The organism is Sphingobium sp. LMA1-1-1.1 (assembly GCF_040676365.1).
Lineage (GTDB): Bacteria > Pseudomonadota > Alphaproteobacteria > Sphingomonadales > Sphingomonadaceae > Sphingobium.
In genome coordinates, this window is sequence record NZ_JBEGHS010000056.1 from 1 (window position 1) to 22,421 (window position 22,421).

Annotated in this window: 27 protein-coding genes and 1 tRNA gene; 14 read left to right on the top strand and 14 right to left on the bottom strand. The window is 62.2% G+C overall.

Annotated features, from left to right (window positions below; all coding sequences use genetic code 11):
- Positions 1 to 451 precede the first annotated feature (451 nt).
- From MRBLMA1_RS19070 to MRBLMA1_RS19085, 4 genes are all read right to left on the bottom strand, one after another.
- Entirely contained in the window at positions 452 to 811 is a 360-nt protein-coding gene (locus MRBLMA1_RS19070) for a hypothetical protein (protein ID WP_363738993.1), read from the bottom strand.
- Positions 812 to 873: 62 nt separating this feature from the next.
- Positions 874 to 1,302: a hypothetical protein gene (locus MRBLMA1_RS19075; RefSeq protein WP_363738995.1), complete on the bottom strand. Its 429-nt coding sequence runs from the start codon at positions 1,300 to 1,302 to the stop codon at positions 874 to 876.
- 8 nt (positions 1,303 to 1,310) lie between these two features.
- On the bottom strand, positions 1,311 to 1,493 hold the full coding sequence (locus MRBLMA1_RS19080; RefSeq protein WP_363738997.1) for a hypothetical protein: 183 nt from the start codon (positions 1,491 to 1,493) through the stop codon (positions 1,311 to 1,313).
- Positions 1,494 to 1,602: 109 nt separating this feature from the next.
- Positions 1,603 to 1,677: transfer RNA gene (locus MRBLMA1_RS19085), tRNA-Val, on the bottom strand.
- Between the two features lie 128 nt (positions 1,678 to 1,805).
- Here MRBLMA1_RS19085 and MRBLMA1_RS19090 point away from each other — a divergent pair.
- Positions 1,806 to 3,140 carry a dicarboxylate/amino acid:cation symporter gene (locus MRBLMA1_RS19090; protein WP_363738999.1) on the top strand — a complete coding sequence of 445 codons (1,335 nt, stop codon included), beginning with the start codon at positions 1,806 to 1,808 and terminating at the stop codon, positions 3,138 to 3,140.
- Between the two features lie 68 nt (positions 3,141 to 3,208).
- Here the strand turns inward: MRBLMA1_RS19090 and cpdR are convergent, their stop codons facing one another.
- Positions 3,209 to 3,586 (bottom strand): cell cycle two-component system response regulator CpdR, encoded by a 378-nt coding sequence (cpdR, locus tag MRBLMA1_RS19095; protein ID WP_133653587.1) that lies wholly within the window; start codon positions 3,584 to 3,586, stop codon positions 3,209 to 3,211.
- A 148-nt stretch (positions 3,587 to 3,734) separates the two neighbouring features.
- Here cpdR and MRBLMA1_RS19100 point away from each other — a divergent pair, with 148 nt between their 5' ends.
- The gene (locus MRBLMA1_RS19100) at positions 3,735 to 4,628 is read left to right on the top strand and encodes an N-formylglutamate amidohydrolase (RefSeq protein ID WP_363739001.1); all 894 of its coding nucleotides are present in this window, start codon (positions 3,735 to 3,737) and stop codon (positions 4,626 to 4,628) included.
- Between the two features lie 117 nt (positions 4,629 to 4,745).
- On the opposite strand, the gene rplL is transcribed toward MRBLMA1_RS19100, so the two are convergent.
- Both rplL and rplJ read right to left on the bottom strand, forming a co-directional pair.
- Complete coding sequence (gene rplL, locus MRBLMA1_RS19105; protein WP_176591836.1) at positions 4,746 to 5,123, bottom strand: 50S ribosomal protein L7/L12; 378 nt, start codon at positions 5,121 to 5,123, stop codon at positions 4,746 to 4,748.
- A 78-nt stretch (positions 5,124 to 5,201) separates the two neighbouring features.
- Positions 5,202 to 5,717: a 50S ribosomal protein L10 gene (gene rplJ, locus MRBLMA1_RS19110; protein ID WP_363739003.1), complete on the bottom strand. Its 516-nt coding sequence runs from the start codon at positions 5,715 to 5,717 to the stop codon at positions 5,202 to 5,204.
- A 602-nt stretch (positions 5,718 to 6,319) separates the two neighbouring features.
- Between rplJ and MRBLMA1_RS19115 the strand changes: the two genes are divergently transcribed.
- The gene (locus tag MRBLMA1_RS19115) at positions 6,320 to 6,691 is read left to right on the top strand and encodes a hypothetical protein (RefSeq protein WP_363739005.1); all 372 of its coding nucleotides are present in this window, start codon (positions 6,320 to 6,322) and stop codon (positions 6,689 to 6,691) included.
- Between the two features lie 91 nt (positions 6,692 to 6,782).
- On the opposite strand, the gene MRBLMA1_RS19120 is transcribed toward MRBLMA1_RS19115, so the two are convergent.
- A complete protein-coding gene (locus tag MRBLMA1_RS19120; RefSeq protein WP_363739006.1) occupies positions 6,783 to 7,199 on the bottom strand; it encodes a BLUF domain-containing protein in 417 nt (138 codons plus the stop codon).
- A gap of 242 nt (positions 7,200 to 7,441) precedes the next feature.
- Here MRBLMA1_RS19120 and MRBLMA1_RS19125 point away from each other — a divergent pair, with 242 nt between their 5' ends.
- Complete coding sequence (locus tag MRBLMA1_RS19125) at positions 7,442 to 8,011, top strand: PilZ domain-containing protein (RefSeq protein ID WP_363739009.1); 570 nt, start codon at positions 7,442 to 7,444, stop codon at positions 8,009 to 8,011.
- A gap of 103 nt (positions 8,012 to 8,114) precedes the next feature.
- On the top strand, positions 8,115 to 8,693 hold the full coding sequence (locus MRBLMA1_RS19130; protein ID WP_363739011.1) for a response regulator transcription factor: 579 nt from the start codon (positions 8,115 to 8,117) through the stop codon (positions 8,691 to 8,693).
- 92 nt (positions 8,694 to 8,785) lie between these two features.
- On the opposite strand, the gene MRBLMA1_RS19135 is transcribed toward MRBLMA1_RS19130, so the two are convergent.
- Complete coding sequence (locus MRBLMA1_RS19135) at positions 8,786 to 10,891, bottom strand: RelA/SpoT family protein (RefSeq protein ID WP_133653595.1); 2,106 nt, start codon at positions 10,889 to 10,891, stop codon at positions 8,786 to 8,788.
- Positions 10,892 to 11,003: 112 nt separating this feature from the next.
- Here MRBLMA1_RS19135 and MRBLMA1_RS19140 point away from each other — a divergent pair, with 112 nt between their 5' ends.
- From MRBLMA1_RS19140 to MRBLMA1_RS19150, 3 genes are all read left to right on the top strand, one after another.
- Positions 11,004 to 11,495, top strand: coding sequence for a winged helix-turn-helix transcriptional regulator (locus MRBLMA1_RS19140; protein WP_133653763.1), 492 nt, complete (start codon positions 11,004 to 11,006; stop codon positions 11,493 to 11,495).
- A gap of 87 nt (positions 11,496 to 11,582) precedes the next feature.
- On the top strand, positions 11,583 to 12,689 hold the full coding sequence (locus tag MRBLMA1_RS19145) for a sensor histidine kinase (protein WP_007687467.1): 1,107 nt from the start codon (positions 11,583 to 11,585) through the stop codon (positions 12,687 to 12,689).
- Positions 12,686 to 13,486, top strand: coding sequence for a LytR/AlgR family response regulator transcription factor (locus MRBLMA1_RS19150; protein ID WP_363739013.1), 801 nt, complete (start codon positions 12,686 to 12,688; stop codon positions 13,484 to 13,486). Before MRBLMA1_RS19145 ends, MRBLMA1_RS19150 begins: the two co-directional genes overlap by 4 nt.
- A gap of 30 nt (positions 13,487 to 13,516) precedes the next feature.
- On the opposite strand, the gene MRBLMA1_RS19155 is transcribed toward MRBLMA1_RS19150, so the two are convergent.
- Positions 13,517 to 13,933, bottom strand: coding sequence for a GtrA family protein (locus tag MRBLMA1_RS19155; protein WP_363739015.1), 417 nt, complete (start codon positions 13,931 to 13,933; stop codon positions 13,517 to 13,519).
- A gap of 142 nt (positions 13,934 to 14,075) precedes the next feature.
- Between MRBLMA1_RS19155 and MRBLMA1_RS19160 the strand changes: the two genes are divergently transcribed.
- On the top strand, positions 14,076 to 15,977 hold the full coding sequence (locus MRBLMA1_RS19160; RefSeq protein WP_363739017.1) for a hypothetical protein: 1,902 nt from the start codon (positions 14,076 to 14,078) through the stop codon (positions 15,975 to 15,977).
- Here the strand turns inward: MRBLMA1_RS19160 and MRBLMA1_RS19165 are convergent.
- On the bottom strand, positions 15,939 to 16,397 hold the full coding sequence (locus MRBLMA1_RS19165; RefSeq protein ID WP_363739019.1) for a nucleoside deaminase: 459 nt from the start codon (positions 16,395 to 16,397) through the stop codon (positions 15,939 to 15,941). The genes MRBLMA1_RS19160 and MRBLMA1_RS19165 overlap by 39 nt on opposite strands.
- 90 nt (positions 16,398 to 16,487) lie before the next feature.
- A complete protein-coding gene (locus MRBLMA1_RS19170; protein ID WP_363739021.1) occupies positions 16,488 to 16,709 on the bottom strand; it encodes a hypothetical protein in 222 nt (73 codons plus the stop codon).
- 148 nt (positions 16,710 to 16,857) lie between these two features.
- Between MRBLMA1_RS19170 and rpmB the strand changes: the two genes are divergently transcribed.
- Entirely contained in the window at positions 16,858 to 17,151 is a 294-nt protein-coding gene (gene rpmB / locus MRBLMA1_RS19175; RefSeq protein WP_133653601.1) for a 50S ribosomal protein L28, read from the top strand.
- A gap of 95 nt (positions 17,152 to 17,246) precedes the next feature.
- Here the strand turns inward: rpmB and MRBLMA1_RS19180 are convergent, their stop codons facing one another.
- Complete coding sequence (locus MRBLMA1_RS19180; protein WP_363739023.1) at positions 17,247 to 18,239, bottom strand: esterase-like activity of phytase family protein; 993 nt, start codon at positions 18,237 to 18,239, stop codon at positions 17,247 to 17,249.
- Positions 18,240 to 18,468: 229 nt separating this feature from the next.
- Between MRBLMA1_RS19180 and MRBLMA1_RS19185 the strand changes: the two genes are divergently transcribed.
- Positions 18,469 to 18,882 carry a glycine zipper 2TM domain-containing protein gene (locus tag MRBLMA1_RS19185; RefSeq protein ID WP_133653603.1) on the top strand — a complete coding sequence of 138 codons (414 nt, stop codon included), beginning with the start codon at positions 18,469 to 18,471 and terminating at the stop codon, positions 18,880 to 18,882.
- A gap of 134 nt (positions 18,883 to 19,016) precedes the next feature.
- Here MRBLMA1_RS19185 and MRBLMA1_RS19190 read toward each other — a convergent pair whose 3' ends face one another.
- Positions 19,017 to 19,244, bottom strand: a complete 228-nt coding sequence (locus tag MRBLMA1_RS19190; protein WP_133653604.1) for a circumsporozoite protein — start codon at positions 19,242 to 19,244, stop codon at positions 19,017 to 19,019.
- 214 nt (positions 19,245 to 19,458) lie between these two features.
- Here MRBLMA1_RS19190 and MRBLMA1_RS19195 point away from each other — a divergent pair, with 214 nt between their 5' ends.
- Genes MRBLMA1_RS19195 through MRBLMA1_RS19205 form a run of 3 tightly spaced genes read left to right on the top strand, consistent with a single transcriptional unit; the run spans position 19,459 to position 22,405 of the window.
- Positions 19,459 to 20,430 (top strand): ArsR/SmtB family transcription factor, encoded by a 972-nt coding sequence (locus tag MRBLMA1_RS19195; protein ID WP_363739025.1) that lies wholly within the window; start codon positions 19,459 to 19,461, stop codon positions 20,428 to 20,430.
- On the top strand, positions 20,427 to 21,362 hold the full coding sequence (metF, locus tag MRBLMA1_RS19200; RefSeq protein ID WP_363739027.1) for a methylenetetrahydrofolate reductase: 936 nt from the start codon (positions 20,427 to 20,429) through the stop codon (positions 21,360 to 21,362). The genes MRBLMA1_RS19195 and metF overlap by 4 nt, the downstream gene beginning before the upstream one ends.
- Positions 21,359 to 22,405, top strand: coding sequence for a homocysteine S-methyltransferase family protein (locus MRBLMA1_RS19205; RefSeq protein ID WP_363739028.1), 1,047 nt, complete (start codon positions 21,359 to 21,361; stop codon positions 22,403 to 22,405). Before metF ends, MRBLMA1_RS19205 begins: the two co-directional genes overlap by 4 nt.
- Positions 22,406 to 22,421 lie beyond the last annotated feature (16 nt).

Here is a 22,421-nt window from a genome sequence, read left to right on the forward strand (position 1 = left end):
AAATCGGCGCTTCAAATCCTGGGGGGCATGCCCCCCAGGATTTGATCACCCAAATGGCGGCATAAAACGACATCCGCGATGAGCTTAACTTAGCCGCCAACCTGTCCAAGAAGGCGAGGCCACCTCAGCCCATGTACATGATTGTGATGAGATGGATGCCGGCCATCGCGCAATGCGATGCCCAATGGTGGCGCCAGTCATGGATGGTAAAATCGTCGATCCCGGCCCGCCTACAGGCCGTCTTGTTCTGGTTCTTCAAGGCGTTACCCCAGAAATGAGGGAAAGCCGGGTGTCCTGATAGGGCTTGCCGAAGCGGTTGAGGAAGGCATGGCCTTTAGTAGGGCGTCCGCGCTCAGATTGCTAACAGTGTTCCCGTGAGGCGACGATGCATTGGGACCGACCGAATCATCGAATTTTTGTATGATTTAGCCGGATTGATTCCCGCACTATATCAGCGCCATTTAACGCCCCACGGCATCTGCAAAGCGGTCTGGATGCGAGGGCCGTGAAATGCAAGCATGGTGATGATCGGCTGCACATGCGGTGAGTAGGCCTTGATCAGCCGATCGCGGTCTTCCTTGCTGAGGAAGTGCACCCGCTCATTGTTGAAGGGGATCGCCTTGATCCGCAGGGGCGAGAGGTCGTGCAGCTCGTGATGCACGTTGATCGCTGCCTGGAACACGGCGCGATAGCGATCCTGGCCCGCTGGGTCATGGCCGGTCAGATAGGCGCGGCGAAAATGCTCCCAGGCCTGCTTGGGCTCGCGCAGGCTGAAGTCTCCGATCAGGCCATTGAGCTTACCGATGCACAAGCATGACCGGTCTTCGTATCGGGGATATGGGCCGTTCGGCCAAAGCAGTCGATATGCCGCTACTATAATTTCAGTAGCTCACCACGTCTACGGGCTGTTTCAACTACCAGCAGAACCAGCGGGCGGACGAGCGGATTGCGGGTCTCTGCCAGCGCCGCCCCTAAGCGTTGAAGTTCGCCCGGACGCAGGCGTCTGTCGCGGGCATTTTGAATGCGAGGCTTGCGGACCAAGGCAATAGGATTGGTTGGAAGCTGATATCCCCAATCCCGCCGCGCTACGTCGATGACGTTATGAATGAGTGACAATTCGCGGGCGACGGTAGCAGGCTTGACCTTCTGCAACCTTTGGTCCCGATAGGCTGATATCGGTGCTGACGAAAGTTCCAACAGGGGTAGCTGGCACATCGGCGCGGAGAGCATCTTGGTCATCCGCAATTCTTCGCTATGGGCGCTTTTCTTGGTAGGGCTGATCTCAGCCATATAGCGACGCATCAGGTCGCCTAAGGTGATCGAGGGAAGGGTTTTCCTATCGACCGGAGCATCCCCTTATCGATTTCAGATTCGCGCTCTCTTGCCCATTTTTCCGCAGCAGCTTTGGTGGGGAGGGTGCGGTATTCGGGCTGATAACCCTTGCGGCGAATCTGAACGGACCAACCCGATTTACGCTTTGTAATGGTCGCCATGTGGCGGCTCCTGTGTTGAAATTGTGTCAGGAGCGGCGAAACGGCGTTGGTCAGGTCGGGTAGAAACAAATAAGGCCTCAGAAACCCGAAGATTTCCAAGGCCTTATCATGGTGGGCGTGGCAAGGATTGAACTTGCGACCCCTGCGATGTCAACACAGTGCTCTACCACTGAGCTACACGCCCACGGTGGAGTGGGCCAATAGCGGGGGGTGGCAGGTAGCGCAAGCGGGAAATTGAGCAGTTCCGCTATTCTTCTGGACAGCGGCAAGACAGGACATATGTTGCGGTGCGAAAAGGGGACGCCAAACATCATGTTGCCATCGTCTGCGCCGTCTGATCAGCCCTTGGCGCCACCGCCATTCTATCGCCAGCTTTACGTTCAGGTGCTGATCGCCATCGCGCTGGGCGTCGGGATTGGTCACTTCTTTCCGGCAACGGGCGTAGCGCTTCAGCCGCTGGGAGAGGCCTTTATCAAGCTGGTCAAGATGATCATCGCGCCCGTCATCTTCCTCACCATCGTCACCGGGGTGGCGGGGATGAAGGAATTGGGCGCGATCGGCCGGGTGGCGGCCAAGGCCTTCGCCTATTTCCTGACCTTTTCGACGCTGGCGCTGATCATCGGCCTGATCGTCGCCAATGTGGTGCATCCGGGTGCGGGCCTCAATATCGATCCGACGACGTTGGACGCCGGGAAGGTCGTCCAATATCAGCAGCAGGCGCACGACCGGACGCTGACCGGCTTCCTGATGGATATCATCCCCGGTACGCTGGTTTCTGCCGTGGCCGATGGGCACAATATCCTTCAGGTACTGTTCGTCGCGATCCTGTTCGGCATCGCGCTCACCATGATCGGTGAGAAGGCCGATCCTTTGATGACCGTCCTCGAATCGGCCAGCCACGGGATCTTCAAGCTCGTGTCTCTCCTGATGAAGGCGGCGCCGCTGGGGGCTTTCGGCGCGATGGCCTTCACCATCGGCAAATATGGCGTCGGTGCGCTGGCAAATCTGGCGGGGCTGGTGGCGACCTTCTATCTGACCTCGCTATTGTTCGTGCTGGTGGTCCTGGGTCTGGTGGCGCGGCTTGTGGGATTCAACATCCTGCATCTGATCCGCTATCTTCGGGCGGAGCTGTTGCTGGTGCTTGGCACCTCCTCGTCCGAAGCGGCGTTGCCCAGCCTGATCGAGAAGATGGAGCGGGCAGGGTGCCGCAAATCGGTGGTCGGACTGGTGGTGCCGACCGGCTACAGCTTCAATCTCGACGGCACCAATATCTACATGACGCTGGCGGCGCTGTTCATCGCGCAGGCGACCAATGTGCACCTCAGCCTGGAGGAGCAGATATTGCTGTTGCTGGTCGCCATGCTCTCCAGCAAGGGTGCAGCGGGCGTGACGGGGGCGGGGTTCATCACCCTGGCCGCGACGCTTTCCATCGTGCCGTCGGTACCGGTCGCGGGCATGACGCTGATTCTGGGCGTCGATCGTTTCATGAGCGAGTGCCGCAGCCTTACCAACTTCATCGGCAACGCGGTCGCCACCGTCGTCGTGTCGGCATGGGAAAAGGGGCTGGACCGGGAGCGGTTTGCCGCAGCCATGGCGGGGCAGCCCCTGCCGCTTACGTCCGATATGGAAGAAGTCATCTCCGGCTGATGCCCCAGGGCATTTTCAGGTTTGACTGTTTTTGACTGTTCAAGGCCAGCGACCGGAAATTGAAAGCCTCAGCTTAACCCGGTGAGGCTTTCCGTGCCGAACATGCGCTCGACCTCCAACACCAGTTCGCGCAGGTGGAAGGGCTTGGACAGGACCTTCGCCTGCGGCACGGCCTTGCCCGCTTTCAATGTAACGGCGGCAAAGCCCGTGATGAACATGATTCGCATCTCGGGCGCGATGGCGGCTGCATGTTGCGCGAGTTCGATCCCGTCCATTTCCGGCATGACGATGTCCGTCAGCAACAGGTCGAACCGGTCGCTGTCGATGTGCGGCACCGCCTGCGCACCGGTAGCGACTGCAACCACTTCATAGCCGGAGCGCTCCAGGGCGCGGGCCAGATAGGCGCGCATGCTGTCATCATCTTCCGCCAGCAGAATTCGAATCATTGCCCCGTACGTCTCGTCCCAGGCCTGTGAAGGCCGCCCCTGATCGCCCCCTTCGCGGATGGCGTGAAGCGACTATATATGCGACAAGGAGTAAATATTATCCAGCCGAGTAACCATTTTTGGGCGGCCGCCCGTGAAAGGACCTTGCTTGGGACATAGCGCGCCGCCGGTTCCGACCGAAACCACGCCCGCCTATCATCTCTACGAACCCGCCGTTCCCGCCGGGCCGGTGGTGGTTTCCGTGCCGCATGCGGGCCGGGACTATGACGAGGCGCTGCTGGCGCAAGCGCGGGTGCGGCGCGATGTCCTGCAAAGGCTGGAGGATCGCTGGGTCGACAGGCTTGCCTATCCGCTGGTGGAGCGGGGCGTTCCGGTGCTGGTGGCGCAGGTGCCGCGCGCGATGATCGATCTCAACCGGCATGAGCGGGAGATTGACGCCGGCATGGTCAGCGGCATCCCGCGCGATGTCCCCTTGCAGAGCAGCGCCAAGCTGCGCGGTGGGCTGGGCCTGATCCCGCGTCGCCTGCCGGGTGCGCATGAACTCTGGCACCGCTCGCTGGGCTGGGGGGAGGTCGTGCGCCGGATCGAACTGTTCCACCGGCCCTATCATGCGACCCTTGCGCGGCTGATGCGGGCGGCGCGCGATGCCTATGGTCATGCGATCCTGATTGACCTGCATTCGATGCCGCCGCTTCCCCCGCCGACTGCGGGTCAAGCTGCCCCCAGGCTGGTGCTCGGCGATCGATTCGGCCGCAGCGCTTCGGCCCGGTTGATGACGCTGGCGGCGGATGTGGCGGCCGCGCATGGCATCGCCGTCGCGCAAAATCATCCTTATGCCGGTGACCACATGCTGGAGCGTCATGGCAGGCCGATGCACGGGCTTTATGCGATCCAGCTGGAATGCGACCGCAGCCTTTATCTGGATGCCGCCCTGGATCAGCCGGGGCCGGGCCTTGCCCGCCTGCAGCAGGTGGTGGCGGCCATTGCAAACGCATTGGCGCATGAGCTGCCGCGTTCGGACTACGCCATGGCGGCGGAGTGAATCGGCGGGAATCCAGCCGGGCAACACCGAAGAAAAAGGGCAGCGCCAAAGGCGCCGCCCCAAATTCCTCCGGTCGAGACCGGACAGCAGCCCCGCTTGCGCGGGGCTCGACCGAACTTACTTGAGTTCGACGGTCGCGCCGGCTTCTTCCAGCTGCTTCTTGATCTTCTCGGCTTCGTCCTTGCTGGCGCCTTCCTTGACGGCCTTCGGCGCGCCTTCGACGAGCGCCTTGGCTTCGGTGAGGCCCAGGCCGGTGATGGCGCGGACTTCCTTGATGACGTTGATCTTCTTGCCACCGTCGCCGGTGAGGATCACGTCGAACTCGGTCTGCTCTTCAGCAGCGGCAGCAGCCGGGGCGCCAGCGGCGGGGCCAGCGACGGCGACGGCAGCGGCGGCCGAAACGCCCCACTTTTCTTCCAGGGCCTTCGAGAGTTCAGCGGCTTCGAGGACGGTCAGGGCCGAGAGCTGGTCGACCAGTGCGTTGATGTCTGCCATGTTACTATATTCCCTTCTGGGCGGGGCATATGCCCCTTAAATTGAGTTGAAAACGTTCCGTTCGGAAAGGCGCGCCCCTTAGGCCGCGTTCTTTTCCGCATAGGCGTTGAAGACCCGTGCGAGCTGGGCTGCCGGTGCCTGGGTGACGGTTGCGAGCTTGGTCGCGGGTGCAACGAGCAGCCCAACGATCTTCGCACGCAGTTCATCCAGCGACGGCATCGAGGCGAGCGCCTTGACGCCCTCCGCGTTCAGCATCACATCGCCCATCGCGCCGCCAACGATCTCAAGCTTGTCGTTGGTCTTGGCGAATTCGACCGCAACCTTGGCGGCTGCGACCGGATCGGCCGAGGAGGCGAGGCCGACCGGGCCGGTCAGCAGGTCGCTGATGCCGGTATAGTCGGTGCCTTCAAGGGCGATCTTGGCGAGGCGGTTCTTCGTAACCTTGTAGGTGCCACCGGCTTCGCGCATCTTCTGGCGCAATTGGGTCGACTGGGCGACCGTCATGCCGAGGTTGCGGGTCACGACGACCACGCCGACCTCTGCCAGATGTGCGTTCAGCGCGGAAACGACCTCAGCTTTCTGATTACGATCCATGCCATTACTCCACTTCATGTCCATCGGACGACCCGATGAACGGCAAAACCCGCGACGAATCGCGGGGCATTGGTCCGAAGGGGAGAGATCGACTGGCCCGTATCCCTCAAGGAAACAGGCAGACCCGGACAGGGCAAAGCCCGGCCGGTAAAGAACTTTTCCCCGTCTAGGCTGGAAATTAAGAAGGGCAGATTCCCTTCACCAACTGTCTCGGACGGAAGACCCCCGGCATTGCTGCAGGGAGTCTGCTGGGCGCGCCCCTACAGAATAGGAGGTGTCCTGTCACGCAAAATCTGGCGCTGGCCGTGCAAAGTGGCGGAAAAGCGTCGTTCTGTCATCGAAGTTCACACCATATGCGCGCGCGTGTGCGGGCGCGCGTAGGCGTGTCGGGAAGCGGATCGACTGTTCAAAGACGGGGCGGCGATAGCCGGGGTCGAGGGATGTAGGACAGGATAAAGGGGGGACGGGCCGGTGATAGGATATTTTTTCGCGCGCCGTGGCATGGGGATCACAGTGGGCATCGTGGAATAGCTGGCGGAACAAAAAAGCCTAATCTCCTTCCTCCAAAATGATAAGTTGACGAGGTAGGAAAAGGGGGGCGCATGACAGATGGGTTATTCGAGTTTGTAGCGGGGCAATCGCCCCGGTCGGTCCGCATCATCTTTCGAGGCTTCTGGGATGAGGCGGCCCTGCAAGGCTATCTTGCCGCCCTGCAGCAACGTGCTGCTGCGGCGTCAGCGGGCGCCCCGCGGATCGACAGGGTCTTGCTGGATATTAAGGCATGCACTGTCCAGTCCCAGCGGGTCATTGACGGTTTCGCGCGCATCATCGGGAATTATGCGGGCCAGATAAGGGAATATGGCGTGCTTCTGCCCGAATCCGCCTTGCTGAGGATCCAGATGAAAAGGCTGACGCCGGTATCGACCCGGTTTTTCGAGGAGGAACGGGAAGCGCTGACATGGCTGGATTCATGAGGAATGGCACAGTCGCGGGGCGGGATGAAAAAGCCGCCAGGGCGAAACCGGCCCTTTTCTTCCGTTTTCGCCCGGTTTGACATCGCCTGGATCAGGAATGCCCATCGATCACAAACCCCGCCAGTAACTCGGCAAGCGATTCAGTCTTGTCTTCACTCCCGCTGATTGCGCTATTCAGCGCATCTTCCACCTTGGCCGCGACGAAACGCGACGGCCCGGCATAGGCCAGCGACCAACCCAGAAACCGCCGGTGATCAAATGGCCCATATGTCAGCGTCGTAATGCTGCTGTGCCGGCTGTCCTGGCATATGCTTTGCTTCAGGGCGGCGATGGATGCCGGAGGCCCTTCGATATATTGCGTGAATTTCTGGCCGGTAAAAAGGAGCGCGCCGGTTACGTCGAGGGTCCGGTTGCGCAGCACTGAAACCTCAACGATGTCGCGCACGCCATCTTCAAGCCTGCCCGCAGCCAACTGACAGGTACTGACATAGAGCCATCGGTCGAACATTTCGACATTATGACGACTGTAAAATTGGAGTAAAGGCGAAACGCACGATGGGACTGATCAGTGCGCTTCGCCTTTCCCTTTGCCCTTCCTTCGGGGGAAGGCAGGGCCATCGAAGAACGCCCTTTTATCAAAGAGAAGTGAATGATCGACCTACGCCCGCGTCGTAAAAATACGACACCGTCCACATATGGATCCTTATTTATGACGGGATAGTATCCGCTTCGCATTCACGGAGCAAGATTATGTTTTTACAGAACAAATCTGAAATAAAGTCCGACGGATCCATCATCGAAAAACGTCGGCATCCGCGCAAAACCGTTTTCAAGTCCGCGTTTATCTATCCCGTGCTACAGCACGCGGGCCTGACCGTGACCAACGTTTCGGCTCATGGTTTGAGTGGGGAGACCGCCCTCACCCTGAGCCTGCGTGAACAGGTGCATGTCGGCTTCAATGACAGGGACTTCATCACCGCCGAGGTTCGCTGGACAAATGGCTTCAGGGTGGGCCTGCTGGCGGAGGACCCTCTTCTTTGGACCACCGGCAATGACGTCCTGCTCGAGCACCTGGCTGACAGCCATCGCCCCCGAGAGGGCCGCGTTCCTGTAAATATCGCCGCGACGCTGGTCACATCGGCACCTGTGATGGTCGGGACGATCAGGAATATTTCGGCGGAAGGCATGCTGATTGAAGTGGGCAATGTCAGGGAAGGAACGAGGCTGCTCATCAAAAGCCGGGGAAACGGCACGCGGATGGGGCGGGTGCAGTGGATAAGCGGTGGAATGGCCGGCGTTTTCTTTGAACAGGGTGTTTAAAAAATTTTAACCATATGTGGAACCGATCGGGGGACGGCGCGTTTCGTCGCCGGGGAATTTCATGTAGGTCGCAATGAGGACAAAAGGTCCTATCTACGTGGTAATGCGGGAGGCACTGATCCGTCGCGATCTGGTGGCTGTTTTGCGCGCGCATCGTTACGCTCCGACTCCTTTCGCCAGCGGATCCGACTTTCTTGACGCCGCCCGCTTCATCAGCCCGGGCACCGCGGTTCTGGATATGGATCTGCCCGACATGACGGGTCTGACGGTTCTGCAGGAATTGCTCTTCAAGCGACGGGACATCCCTGTCGTCATGACATCCGCCAGGGCCGACATTCGCGCGGCCGTGCAAACGATCAAGAGAGGGGCGGACGATTTTCTGGAACAACCCGTCAACGAAGCGGATCTGTTGGCGACAATCGAAAACAGTCAGTCATTGCTGAAAAATAGAATCATTGTTCAAAAAGAAAAAATGGAGTCAGAATCCATATTGGGAAAATTAAGTTCTCGTGAAATGGATGTCCTTAAAGAACTGGCATTATATGGCGACAACTCTCGCGCCGCATCCAATTTGAATTTATCGGTCAGATCGGTGGAAACTTATCGGTGTCGTATCATGCGGAAATGCGGCGCTGCCAAATTTTTTGATGTGGTGACAATGTACCAGAGAGTTTTTGCGTGAATGATCTGCGCCCTGCGAGAATGGCAATAGATCCTCCGCAGCCCCTATCGGGCGGCACAAGCCGGTAGTTTAAAACCCGCTCCTCTCTGTCCTTACACCCGATCCGCCTGCACCACCGTGTCCAGCCCTCGAAGCGCCGACAGGATGCGGTTGAGATGTTGCGCGTCGGCCACTTCCAGATCGATGATATCGGTGTGGAAGGGCCCTTCGCGGTTCACCAGTTGCAGGTTGAGGATGTTCGCCTTGGTCGCGCCGAAGACGTTGGTGACGGCGGCCAGCGCGCCCGGCTGGTTCTTCACGATCACCTGGAGCCGGGCCGTGCCGCCCTTGGACTTGCTGTCCCAGCTCAGGTCCACCCAGTCGTCATCCTGTCCGGCTTCGAGCGAGCGGCAGTCGATGGTGTGCACCTCGATCGGTTCGCCGGTGCGGCGGACGCCGACGATGCGGTCGCCGGGGACGGGGTGGCAGCAATCGCCCAGATTATAGGCGATGCCCGGCGTCAGGCCGCGGATCGAGACGGGGGCGTGCTGGCGCGGATGGGCTTCCTCCACGCCTTCGGCGCTGGTGGAGCCGGGGATCAGCGCCTCCATCACCTCCGAATCGAGCAGGCGGTGGGTGGCGATGGCGACCATCAGCGAGGCGCGGTCGTCCAGCTTCAGGCGCTTCAAGGCGGCCTTCAGCGCCTTGTCCCCCAGTTCGCTCGCCAGTTCGGGGGAGAAGCGGCCGATGATCTCCTCATACAGCTTCTCGCCAAGCGCCACTTCCTCGCCGCGCTGCTTCTGCCGGATATAGCGGCGGATGGCGGCGCGGGCCTTGCCGGTGATGGCGAAGGTCAGCCAGCCGGGCTGCGGCTCCTGCCCCTCGGACTTCAGGATTTCGACCTGATCGCCATTTTCCAGCGTGGTGCGCAGCGGCACGACGCGGCCGTTGACCTTCGCGCCCACGGTCTGGTTGCCGAGCGAGGTGTGCACCGCATAGGCGAAATCGACCGGCGTCGACCCCTTGGGCAACTGGTGCAGTTCGCCCTTGGGGGAGAAGGCGAAGATGCGGTCCTGATACATCGCCATGCGGGTATGTTCGAGCAGCTCGTCCGCATCCTGGCTCTGCTCCAGGATTTCGACCAGGTCGCGCAGCCAGGCGGCATGATGGTCGGTCGCGTCGCCCTTCTGCTTGTAGGCCCAGTGCGCGGCGAGGCCGAGTTCAGCGTCATTGTGCATGTCGCGGCTGCGGATCTGCACCTCGATCCGGGCATTTTCCTGATGGATGACGGTGGTGTGCAGCGAACGGTAGCCGTTGCGCTTGGGCGTGGAGATGTAATCCTTGAAGCGGCCCGGCACCATCTTGTAGGTCTGGTGGATGACGCCGAGCGCGCGGTAGCAATCCTCCGTCGTTTCCGTGATGACGCGGAAGGCCATGACGTCGGTCAGCTGTTCAAAGCTGATGTGGCGTTCCTGCATCTTCTTCCAGATGGAATAGGGGTGCTTTTCGCGGCCCGAGACAGTGACCGGCAGCCCCTTGCCGCCCAGCAGCAGTTGCAGCTCCGCGCCGATCCGGTCGACCTTGTCATGGCCGCCTTCCTTGAGCTGCTCCAGCCGTTTGGTGATGCTGTCATAGGCTTCCGGTTCCAGCTCCCGGAACGCAAGGAGCTGCATTTCCCGCATGAAGTCGTACATGCCGATCCGCTCCGCGAGCGGGGCGTAGATATCCATCGTCTCGCGCGCGATGCGGCGGCGCTTCTGCTCGTTCTTGATGAAGTGCAGCGTGCGCATATTGTGCAGCCGGTCGGCCAGCTTCACCAGCAGGACGCGGATGTCGTCCGACATGGCCAGCAGGAATTTGCGCAGATTCTCCGCCGCCCGTTCATTTTCGGACATGGCCTCGATCTTGCTGAGCTTGGTGACGCCGTCGACCATTTTGGCGACGTCCTTGCCGAAGGCCTGCTCTATCTCCTCATAGGTGACGAGCGTATCCTCTATCGTATCGTGCAGCAGCGCCGTCACGATGGTCTGGTCGTCCAGGTTGAAGTCGGTCAAAATGCCCGCGACCTCAATGGGATGGCTGAAATAGGGGTCGCCGCTGGCGCGCTTCTGGCTGCCATGTTTCTGGACCGAAAACACATAGGCGCGGTTGATCATCGCTTCGTCCGCATCCGGATCGTAGCGTTTTACCCGTTCAACAAGTTCGTACTGGCGTAGCATCCTGTTGCGATTGTCCGCGATGCCCCTTGCTGTGCAACAAAAAAATCCCATTTTGGTCGAATAGCGATGCGCTTTTGCAACGCGGGTGGCTTTGAGCTATCAAATGAAGACGATGACACATAATCTTGCGCAGGATCTGGAGCAATGCGCGCTGCCCAGCGCGTTGGAGGCGATGGGAGAACGCTGGTCGTTCCTCATCTTGCGGGGTGCTCTGTCGGGAATCCGGCATTTCGAGGAGTTTCAGTCGACCCTCGGCATCGCTCGCAACATCCTCGCGAATCGGCTCACGCGGCTGGTGGAAAACGGCATATTGGTGCGCCAGCCCATGCAGTGCGACCGGCGCAAGGTGGAATATCGCCTGACCGAAAAGGGCGAGGAACTGGCGCCTGTCATGGTGGCGCTGCGTCAATGGGGTGAGAGATGGGGCTGTGCGCCGTCCTCCTGCCAGGTGCTGGCCGACCGTCGCGACGGGCAGCCGATCCGGCGCATCGCCATCCAGGCGCATGACGGCCGGGCGCTGGAACTGGCGGACCTGATATGGCTGAACCCGGACGAGGTGAAGCCGTTGGTGCGGGACATGGTCCAGGAAACGGCGGCGGCTTGATCGCTGCCGCTTTCGCGCGCGATTCGCGCGAAATCCCTTCAGCATGCCGGTTGTTCTGATGGCCCCTGATGCTTTAGGCTGGCGATAATGTCCGTGCATCGTTTCCAGCCCCAGCCCTTCTTCGCGGACAAGAACCGCGCCTTCTGGAACCTCCAGTCCGTGGGATGGGCGGGCGCCTTCCTGCTGCGCGGTTCCTCCACCATCGCCAATGGGCAGCCGCTCTCCAGCCTGATCCCGGTGATGATCTCGACCGTGTCGGGCTATTCGGTGACGCTGCTGATCGCGGTGGTATTCCGCTTTCTCCAGCGGCAACGGCCGATCGTCACCTGGGGCGCTTCGATCGTCACGGTGGTGGTCGCGGCGGGGCTGGTCGCGTTCATCGACGCCTGGGTGTTCTCCACCCAGAACCGGGGCAGCGATACGGCGGGGCTGCAATTGTTCCTGGGCGCCTTCTACCTCAGCATGACATTGCTGGGGGCGTGGTCGGCGCTGTATTATGCGATCAACTTCTACCTGACGGTGGAGGAGCAGGCGGACCAGTTGCTGCGCCTGGAGAATCAGGCGTCGAGCGCGCAGCTCGCCATGCTGCGCTATCAGCTCAATCCGCATTTCCTGTTCAACACGCTCAACAGCATCTCGACGCTGGTGCTGCTGAAGCAGACCGACCGGGCCAATGCCATGCTGTCGCGCCTGTCCTCCTTTTTGCGCTATACTCTGATCAACGAGCCGACCGCGCAGGTGACGATCGAGCAGGAGATCGAGACGCTGAAGCTGTACCTCGAGATCGAGAAGATGCGGTTCGAGGACCGCTTACGGCCGGTGTTCAACATCGATCCGGCGGTGGCGCAGTCGCGCCTGCCCTCGCTCCTGCTCCAGCCGCTGGTCGAAAATGCCATCAAATATGCCGTGACGCCCAAGGAAGAAGGGGCGGAGATTTCCGTCACGGCGCAGCCTGCCGGTGAAAACGTCCGGATCATCGTATCCGATACGGGTCCGGGATTGAATGAGGGGTTCACCCGCCCGAACAATCCGGTCAGCGAAGGAACGGGCGTCGGACTGGCGAACATCCGCGACAGGCTGATTCAGGCCTTCGGGGAACGACAGAGCTTCGAAACGCGTTCCACGCCTGGCGGCTTTTCGGTCCTGATCGAAATGCCGCTTAACCTGGATGAACCATCGAGAGTGGCCGCATGACCATCAGAACAATCCTCGTCGACGACGAAAGCCTGGCTATACAAGGCCTCAAGCTGCGTCTGGAAGCGCATGAGGATGTCGAAATCGTAGAAACCTGTTCCAACGGCCGGGAAGCGATCCGCGCCATAAAGACGCATAAACCCGACCTTGTGTTCCTCGATATCCAGATGCCCGGTTTCGACGGATTTTCCGTCGTGCAGGGGCTGATGGAGGTGGAGCCGCCGCTTTTCATCTTCTGCACCGCCTATAGCGATCACGCTATCCGCGCCTTTGAGGCGCAGGCGGTCGACTATCTGATGAAGCCGGTCGAGGAAGGACGGCTGGCCGATGCGCTCGATCGGGTGCGGCAGCGGCTTTCGGAAAAGCGCCAGGTGCAGGAAGTGGAAAAGCTGCGCGAAGTGCTGGCCGAGGTCGCGCCGGAGGCGATGAACGATTTTTCCGGCGATGGCGATGCGCCGGCCGCCAATCGCTTCGAGAAGCTGATCAACATCAAGGATCGCGGGCAGATTTTCCGCGTGGATGTCGATTCCATCGAGCGGATCGACGCGGCGGGCGATTATATGTGCATCTATACCGCCGACAATTCGCTGATCCTGCGCGAGACGATGAAGGATCTGGAAAAGCGGCTCGACCCGCGCAATTTCCAGCGCGTGCATCGCTCGACCATCGTCAATCTGAGCCAGGTCCGCCAGGTGAAGCCGCATACCAACGGCGAATGCTTCCTGGTGCTGGAATCAGGCGCTCAGGTGAAGGTCAGCCGGTCCTATCGCGACGTGGTGGCGCGGTTCGTGCATTGATCAGATGTCTCGCAGTCGGACGGGGCTTCATCACCGAAACACCCACTGCCTGTTCAATCCGAACATCACGGCGGGGGTGACGAACAGCATGGCCGGGATGGGTGACCATTCCGGCCAGTGCATATGGGTGACGCAGGCCCATACCCACAAGGCGTTGAGGGCGTAGCTGACCAGCGAGACCGCGAAGAAGCGGATGCCGCGGGCTGCCTGGTTGTCGCGGTTGCCATGGCCGCGAAAGGTGAAGCTGCTGTGCGTGACATAGCCGATCGCCACCGCCGCCATATAGCCGACACCGTTCGCGATCTGGGGATGCAGGCCGACGGGCGCGGCCAGGGTCCAGTAGATCGCGGCCTGGCAGGCGGTGACGAACAGGCCGGTTATGCCGTAACGGACGACCTGCCAGAACAAGGCCTGCTTTTGCGGAGTGAAGATTGGGAGGATTTTCATGTGCCCCGTTGCGCTTTGATGCGAAGCCTCTAATGGCTTTCCGGTTCGGATTGAACCTGAAAGCCATTAGCATCTTTGTTTTCCGGGATTTCCGAGCCGCCAGATGTTCCATCTGGCTCGCAATCCCTCTAAGCGAGCCACCATGAAACTGCAAAGCTGGCCTGTCCTGCGCGCTCATGTCGCCTCCCTCGCGGCGAAATTTTCCGACTATGCGGAACGCAACTGGAAATGGTTGACCGTGCTGCTGTGGATCGGCGCCATGGCCTATATGATCGCCACTCGCTGGCCGCAGATCCACTGGCTGACGCTCAGCGATACGGACGACAATATCCGCTATCTGCAGGTGAAGGACTGGCTGGCCGGGCAGGCGTGGTACGACCTGCGGCAATATCGGCTCGATCCGCCCGCCGGGTTCAACATCCACTGGTCGCGGCTGGTGGACCTGCCGCTTGCGGGGCTGATGCTGTTCTTCCGCGCCTTCCTGGACCAGGGGCTGGCCGACCGGCTGGCCTGCGGCATCGCGCCGATGCTGCCGCTCCTGCCCCTGATGCTGGGCCTTGGCTTCATCGCGCGGCGGCTGGCGGGTGGGAACAGCTGGTTCCTGGCGGCGCTGGCGCCCTTCGCCGCGCAGATGGGCATCAGCATGTTCCTGCCGATGCGGATCGACCATCATGGCTGGCAACTGGCGTTCACCGTGCTGATGCTGGCGGGCGTCGTCGACCGCAACTGGCTGCGCGGCGGCATTGTCGCGGGCGTGAGCAGCGCGCTTTCCATCACCATCGGCATGGAGATGATCGTCTATCTGGCGGCAGGGGGCGCGCTGATCGCGCTGCGCTGGGTATTCAAGGATGGCGCGGCGCGGCGGATGCTGCCCTATGCCATCAGCCTGGGCGGAGCGACATCGGTGCTGTTCGTGCTGTTCGCGAGCTATGCCAACCGGGAAATGGTGTGCGACGCGATCTCGCCCATCTGGGTGGCGATCTTCGCGATGGCGTCGGCCGGGATGGTGCTGCTGGCGCTGCTTCCGCTCAAAAGCTGGCCCGCGCGGCTGGGCGCGGGTGTGCTGGTGGGTGCGGCGGTGGCGGCCTTCGCCTGGATCAACTGGCCGCAATGCCTGTCGGGCGCCTATCAGATCTCCCCTGAACTGGAGAGGCTGTGGCTGGCCAATATCCGCGAGGCCAAGCCGATCACGGTGCAGGCGCGCAGTCTGGTCGTGCCGTTGATGGCCATTCCGGTGGCTGGCCTGATCGGCCTGTTCTGGGCATTGTGGGATGCGCGCAGGGACGCGGACCGGCTCTGGGCCTGGGCGACAGTGGGGCTAATGATGCTCTTTTCCACCGCGCTGCTCTTCTGGCAGCTTCGCGCCGGACCGGCGGCGCAATTGCTGGCCATACCCCCCGCCGCCTGGGCCGCCTATCGGCTGCTCTGCCTGATCGCGACGGGAAGGCCCGCCGGGCGTCTGGCGGCGGCGCTGGGGGTGGCCGTGCTGGCCGGGGCAGCCTTTGCAACGCCGCTTTATCCGCAGATGAACCAGCTTTGGGTCAGGGCCACGGGCGAACAGCCCAAGCCGCAGAAGCCAATGGCCCAGCAGCGCCGCAAAGCCATCGACAAGGCCAATGGCCGGTGCCGCACCCTGCCGGCGCTGCAGGTGCTCGACCAGTTGCCGCCCGCCACCATCTTCACCATGGTCGACCTGGGGCCGCGCCTGATCGTCGCCACGCACCACAGCGCCGTGGCGGGCCCCTATCATCGCAACGGCGCGACGATCCTGGACATGCACCATGCCTATGACGGCCCCGCCGACGCGTTCCGGCCGATCGCGGCGAAGCACCATGCCACCTATCTGCTGGTCTGCCCCGGCTTTCCCGAAGGCACCATCTATCAGGCGCGCAGCCCGCAGGGCTTTTATGCGGGGCTGATGCGGGGCGAGGTGCCGGGCTGGCTGAAGCCGGTGCCGTTGAAGACGGGGATGACGCTGCCCTACACGCTCTATCGCATTGATTATTCAGCGCCGGGCGAGAAAAAAATCCCTGAGCAGCGTTGATGCCTCTGCCGTGGCAAGGTCGCCATAGACTTCCGGCCGGTGGAGGCATTGCGGCTGGGCAAAGAGGCGCGGCCCCTGTTCGATCGCGCCGCCCTTCGGGTCCGCCACGGCATAATAGAGGCGGGCGATGCGGGCGTGGGATATCGCACCGGCGCACATCGGACAGGGTTCCAGTGTCACCCAGAGGTCGCAGCCGGTAAGGCGGAAATCGCCCAGATGGGCCGCCGCCGCGCGGATCGCCACCATTTCGGCATGGGCGGTGGGATCATTGTCGCGCCGGTTGCGATTTTCCCCCTCGGCAATGATGCAGCCGTCGAGGGTGACGACCGCGCCGATGGGCACTTCGCCCGCTTCGGCCGCGGCATGGGCGAGGTCGAGAGCGCGCCGCATCGGATCAGGCAGGGGAAAGGGCGAAGACATGGGCTTCGCCCTTACAGGATGAAGGGCCTTTGGGGGAGAGGGTCCGTGCGGCTGCCGAGATGTGCGCTTCCGCCCGTTTCCTGACGGCTCTCAGGGCTTCTGCACGTCCACGGTCGGCAATTCGACCGTCTCCTTGCGCTTGCCGACCTCCACCTTGGCCACGCTGGCCTCATATTTGGGGAGGGAGCCGCCCTTGACGGCGATTTCCGGCAGGCGCCCCTCCTGCGTTTTCTGCAGGTCGATGAAGCCGGTGGCGATGCCGCCAGCCAGGACCAGCAGCACGATCAGCAACAGGCCACCAATGAATCGCATTTCCGCCTCCTTTGGCTTATGGCGCATCAACGCTCATGAGTCGGAAAGGGTTGCGGCCCGGAAAGGCGCTGGGCGGGTTGACGAGCGTCGGGAATCCCGTTATCCGCGCCGCTTTCCGAACGAACCCGAATTACAAGGTTGATTGACTATGTCGCGCATTTGCGAGCTGACCGGCAAGGGCCGCCAGGTGGGTCACAATGTTTCCCACGCCAATAACAAGACCAAGCGTGTGTTCCTGCCCAACCTGCAGAACGTGTCGCTGATCTCCGAAGCGCTGGAAACGACCGTGAAGCTGCGCGTGTCGACCCATGGCCTGCGTTCGGTCGAGCATAATGGCGGCCTGGACAACTGGCTGCTGAAGACCAGCGACGACAAGCTGTCGCTGAAGGCGCGCCGCCTGAAGCGCGACATCGTGAAGAAGAAGGCTGCGGTCGCCGCCTGATTCGGTTCGATTCGTTCGCTTGAAAGAGCGGCCCGGCGACGGGCCGCTTTTTTGCGTTGGGTGGGGCCGGGTTTCTCAAGGGCCGCCGGTCTGCCCTATTCCGGCCAGTCCAGCGCGAATTTCAGCAGCAGGGTGCGCTGGAAGAATTCGTGATTGTCGTCGGATGCGATCCAGACGACCCTGCGGCCATCCTGCCGCGTTATCGCCAGTCCCTCGAAATTGTCGGCCAGCAGGGGCGGCGCGAGCCGGGCGAGTTCGCGCGCCTTCAGGCGGTCGCCGGGACGCGGCTTTGCCGGCAGTTCGATGACGGCCAGGGTTGCCGTGAACAATTCCTGCAGGGTCAGTCGCCGGTTGAGGACCAGCACATGCCGGTCGTCCAGCGCGACGGCATCTGTCGGGCGATAACCGCGCGGCGGCACATAGCGCAGGTGCATGGGGGCGGCCGTCGAGGCTTCGGCGGGGTCGCCCGTGAACAGCAGCGTGTCATGGCTGCCATCGGGGGTCATCCCCATTTCCGCGAGGACGAGGAAGCGCCCGTCGGGCAGGCGCGCCAGCGATTCGATCGACCCCGTTTCCGGCCAGGCCTCTATGTCCGGCCAGGTGCGGCAAGCCTCGACCCGGGCAAAGCCGGGGGAGTAGCGGCAGATCATCTGTTGCAGCTCGAAACCCACCCAGTAGCGCTGGGTCGTCGGGTCGAGGGCCATCGCCTCCGAATCCCATGCCCACCAGGGGCGATCCCGGTCCTGCGGCCGGATGGGAAGAGGGGCGATGAAGGGATGCCGTTGCGCCTTGCCGGGGCCGACATGAAAGCCCATCAGCGTGCCGGAATCGCTGAGCGCCAGGATCTGGCCATCGGATTCGGCCAGCAGGGAGGAGATGCCCCCAAAGCCGTGATGGGCGCTGCTGAGTTGCCATCCTTCCAGATAGTGCAGCGGTCCCAGGGTGCGCTGGGCAGGATCGGCCGCATTCAGGGGCAGGGCGCGGGCGCTTACCATCAGCGGGCCGGGGCTGAAAGGTTCAGGCTTGTTCTTGTGCGGCGCGGGCAGCAGCAGGATCGCGAGCAGCAGGACGATCAGGATTCGGCGCATCGCCCCCTGCCATAGGGGATAATCGGCAGCCGTGCAGGGTTTTTCGCGGCGCTGGCGTCGACCCCTGAAAAGCGCGATAAGGCCTGTTGCGGTCGCTCCAATACTGAATGGTGGCTGACATCGCCATTCAGGCTTGGCTCAATGCGAATCGGGCAAAAGGGCTGCAATCATTGGCGAGTCCTCCGTGGGAAGGGCCTGCCGGGATTTATGGCTAATGAGGAGCAACGCCATGAAGACGAAGTTTCTGATCAACATGGGGGCGGCGCTGGCGATGGGCGTTGCCTCGCTCGCCGCCACCGCGACGCCGGCCATGGCCCGCGACGGTTGGGGGCGCCATTATGAGCGCGGCGACTATTATCGCGGCGACCGGGGTTATCGGGGCTATCGCGACGGCTATTATCGTGGCGGCGGATATTATCGCGATGGCTATTATCGCGGCTATCGGGGTTATCGCGGCGGTTATCGCTGCAGGGACAATGGCACGGGCGGCACCATCATCGGCGCGATCGCGGGTGGCCTGCTGGGCAATGAAGTCGGCAAGGGCAGCGGCCGCTATGGCCGTCGCGGCGACGGCACCACGGGCGCCATCATCGGCGCGGGTGTAGGTGCGCTGGCCGGTCGGGCGATCGACCGGGATTGCTGATCCGCCGATAGATGGAAAAGGACGAGGGCTGCTCCATTGGGGCGGCCCTTTTTCTTGGCGGTCACTCGTTCCGGCAAAGAAAAAGGCCGCACCGTTGCCGGCGCGGCCCATTCCAGACGATTCCCTGACGGGAATTACATCGCGTTGCCGGCGGCGTTGCTGGCGGTGTTGGCAGCGTTCGAAGCGGCGTTCGAAGCGTTGTCGGCAGCGTTCATCGCGGCATTCATGGCGTTGTCGGCAGCGTTCGAAGCGTTCTCCGCGGCATTGGCCGAGGCGTTGGCGGCATTTTCCGCACCGCCCGAGCAGGCAGCCAGGCCGAGCGACGCGGCGAGAACGAGCGAAAGAGCAATCGACTTGGTCATGGGTTAACCCCTCTCTGAGAATAAAAACGGTGCAGACCACTCTCGGAGAAAAGTTCACCCCCCATTGCGTCTGCGCCGCGATTCGTAATGAATCCCGTGACTCATGGCAATCCCAATCGTGCGTTAAGCCCGTGATTGGGGGGTGCGGGGCGATGAATGGCGCAGTTTCGAACGGCCATTGACGCATATAAAGATTTCTTTATATGATCCGTCCATGAGCGCAGCACTCGACATTTTCCGGGCCTTGGGCGACCCGACGCGGCTGCGCATCATCTATCTGTTGCGCGCCATGGAACTGGCGGTGGGCGAAATTGCGCAGGTCGTGGGGCAAAGCCAGCCCCGCGTGTCCCGCCATGTCCGCATATTGGCCGAAGCCGGTCTGGTGGAGCGGCGCAAGGAAGGCAACTGGGTTTTTCTGCGTCTGGGCAAGGGCGACGAGATTGGGCCGTTCCTGACGCTTTTCGATCAGCTTGCCCCTTCCGAGCGCGAGGATTTGTGGCAGAAGGCCGACTTGGCCCGGCTGGCGGCGGTGCGGGCGGATCGCGCCCGCGCGGCGGAAAGCTATTTTGCCGAACATGCCGAGGAATGGGATGCGATCCGTTCCCTGCATGTGCCGGAGGGCGACGTGGAGGCGGCGATGACCGCGCTGCTGGGGGCGGAACCGATCGGTCATCTGCTCGACATCGGCACGGGGACGGGGCGGATGATCGAATTGTTCGGTCCCTTGGCCGAGCAGGTCACGGCGCTGGACCGCAGCCCGGACATGCTGCGGCTGGCGCGGGCCAAGCTGCCCGAGGATGCGGGCGACAAATATGCGCTGGTGCTGGGCGATTTCGGCGCCCTGCCGCTGGAACCGGGCAGCGCCGATACGGTGGTCCTGCACCAGGTGCTGCACTATGCGCAGGCGCCCGAGGCGGTGATCGAGGAAGCGGCGCGGGTGACGGCGGCAGGTGGCCGTGTCCTGATAGCCGACTTCGCGGCGCATGAACGGGAAGAACTCAGGCTGCGCGACCAGCATGCGCGGCTGGGCTTTTCCGACGAGCAGATCGAAAGCTGGTTCGGGCAAGCGGGACTGGATCTGGAGCGGGTGGAGGTGCTGCCCGGCCAGGAGTTGACGGTGCAATTATGGCTGGGCCGCCGCCGTGGCGCGCGCATCCTGCCTATCGAAGGACGACTTTCCGCATGACCTTGAGCTTATCTTCCGTCGATGAGGCCCGGCAATCCTGGCAGGCGCCGCTTTATGCCGATCTGGCGGGCGACATCAATGTGAGCTTCGAATTCTTCCCGCCCAAGACCGAGAAGATGGAGGAGCAGCTATGGTCTGCGATCCAGACGCTGACGCCGCTGGCGCCCAAATTCGTGTCGGTGACCTATGGCGCGGGCGGATCGACGCGGGAACGCACGCACAGCACGGTGGCGCGGATCGCGAAGGAGACGCCCTTGTCGGCGGCGGCGCACCTGACCTGCGTGGCGGCGAGCCGGGCCGAGATCGATGAGGTGGCGGACGCCTATTGGGAGGCGGGCGTGCGGCATATCGTCGCGCTGCGCGGCGATCCGCCCGAAGCAGGAGCGAAGTTTCAGCCCCATGCCGAGGGTTATAGCGGCGCGGCCGAACTGGTCGAGGGTCTGGTGAAGCGCCACCCGTTCGAGATTTCGGTGGCGGCCTATCCCGAAACCCATCCCGACGCGCTGTCGGCGCAGGGCGACATCGACAACCTCAAGCGCAAGCTGGACGCCGGCGCGACGCGGGCGATCACGCAATTCTTCTTCGAGCCCGACACCTTCTTCCGCTTCCGCGACACGGTGGCGGCGGCGGGGATCGACGCGGAGATCATCCCCGGCATCATGCCGGTCAGCAATTTTGCGGCGGTCCAGCGCATGTCCGCCATGTGCAACACCGATGTGCCGGGCTGGATGGGCAAGCTGTTCGAGGGGCTGGACGACCTGCCCGCCGCGCGGCAACTGGTTTCCGCGACGCTGGCGGCGGAATTGTGCCGCAAGCTCTATGCCGGCGGGGTGCGCGACTTTCATTTCTATACGCTCAACCGGGCGGAACTGAGCTATGCGATCTGTCATCTGCTCGGGCTTCGGCCGGCTGCATTGGAGAAGACGGCATGACCGCCGAGGAACGCTTCCGCGCCGTTGCGGCGGAAAAGATCATGATTTTCGACGGCGGCTATGGCACGTCGATCCAGAAGCATGGGCTGACCGAGGCGGATTATCGCGGGTCGCTGGACCTCGTGAAGGACCAGAAGGGCAATAATGACCTTCTGTGCCTGACGCGGCCGGACATCGTGGAGGGCATTCACACCGCCTATCTCGATGCCGGGGCGGACATGATCGAGACGAACACGTTCAGTTCCACCAAGATCGCCATGGCCGACTATGGATGCGAGCATCTGGTGCGGGAGATCAACATCGCCGCCGCCCGGATTGCCCGCAAGGCGTGCGAGGCGGCGACGGCGAAGGATGGGCGGCCGCGCTTTGTCGCGGGGTCGATCGGGCCGACGAACAAGACGCTGTCGATATCGCCGGACGTCAATGATCCGGCCTATCGCGAGGTCGATTATGACACGCTGAAGGCCGATTATCGCGAGCAGTGCGACGCGCTGATCGAGGGCGGGGTGGATTTCCTGCTGGTCGAGACCTGTTTCGACACGCTGAACGCCAAGGCGGCGGGCATGGCGGCGCGGGAGGCCGAGGCGGCGGCGGGGCGGCCCGTGCCGCTGATGCTGAGCTTCACCATCACCGACATGTCCGGGCGCAACCTGTCGGGGCATACGATCAATGCCTTCTGGTATTCGCTGCGGCATCTGAAGCCGCTGACCATCGGGGTGAACTGCGCCTTTGGGGCGGACTTGCTGCGGCCTTATCTTTCCGAACTGGCGAAGAATGCGGATACGCTGATCCTGGCCTATCCCAATGCGGGATTGCCCAATGAGCTGGGGCAATATGATGAGTTGCCGGAAACCACCGCGAGCCTGATCCGCCAGTGGGTGGATGAGGGGCTGGTCAATATGGTCGGCGGCTGCTGCGGCACCACGCCCGCGCATATCGGTGCGGTGGCGAAGGCGCTGGCGGGGCACAAGCCTCGGCAAGTGCCGGAACTGCCGGTGGTGACGCGCTTGGCCGGGCTGGAGCCCATGCATATCGCGGCGTAAGATATAACCGTCATCC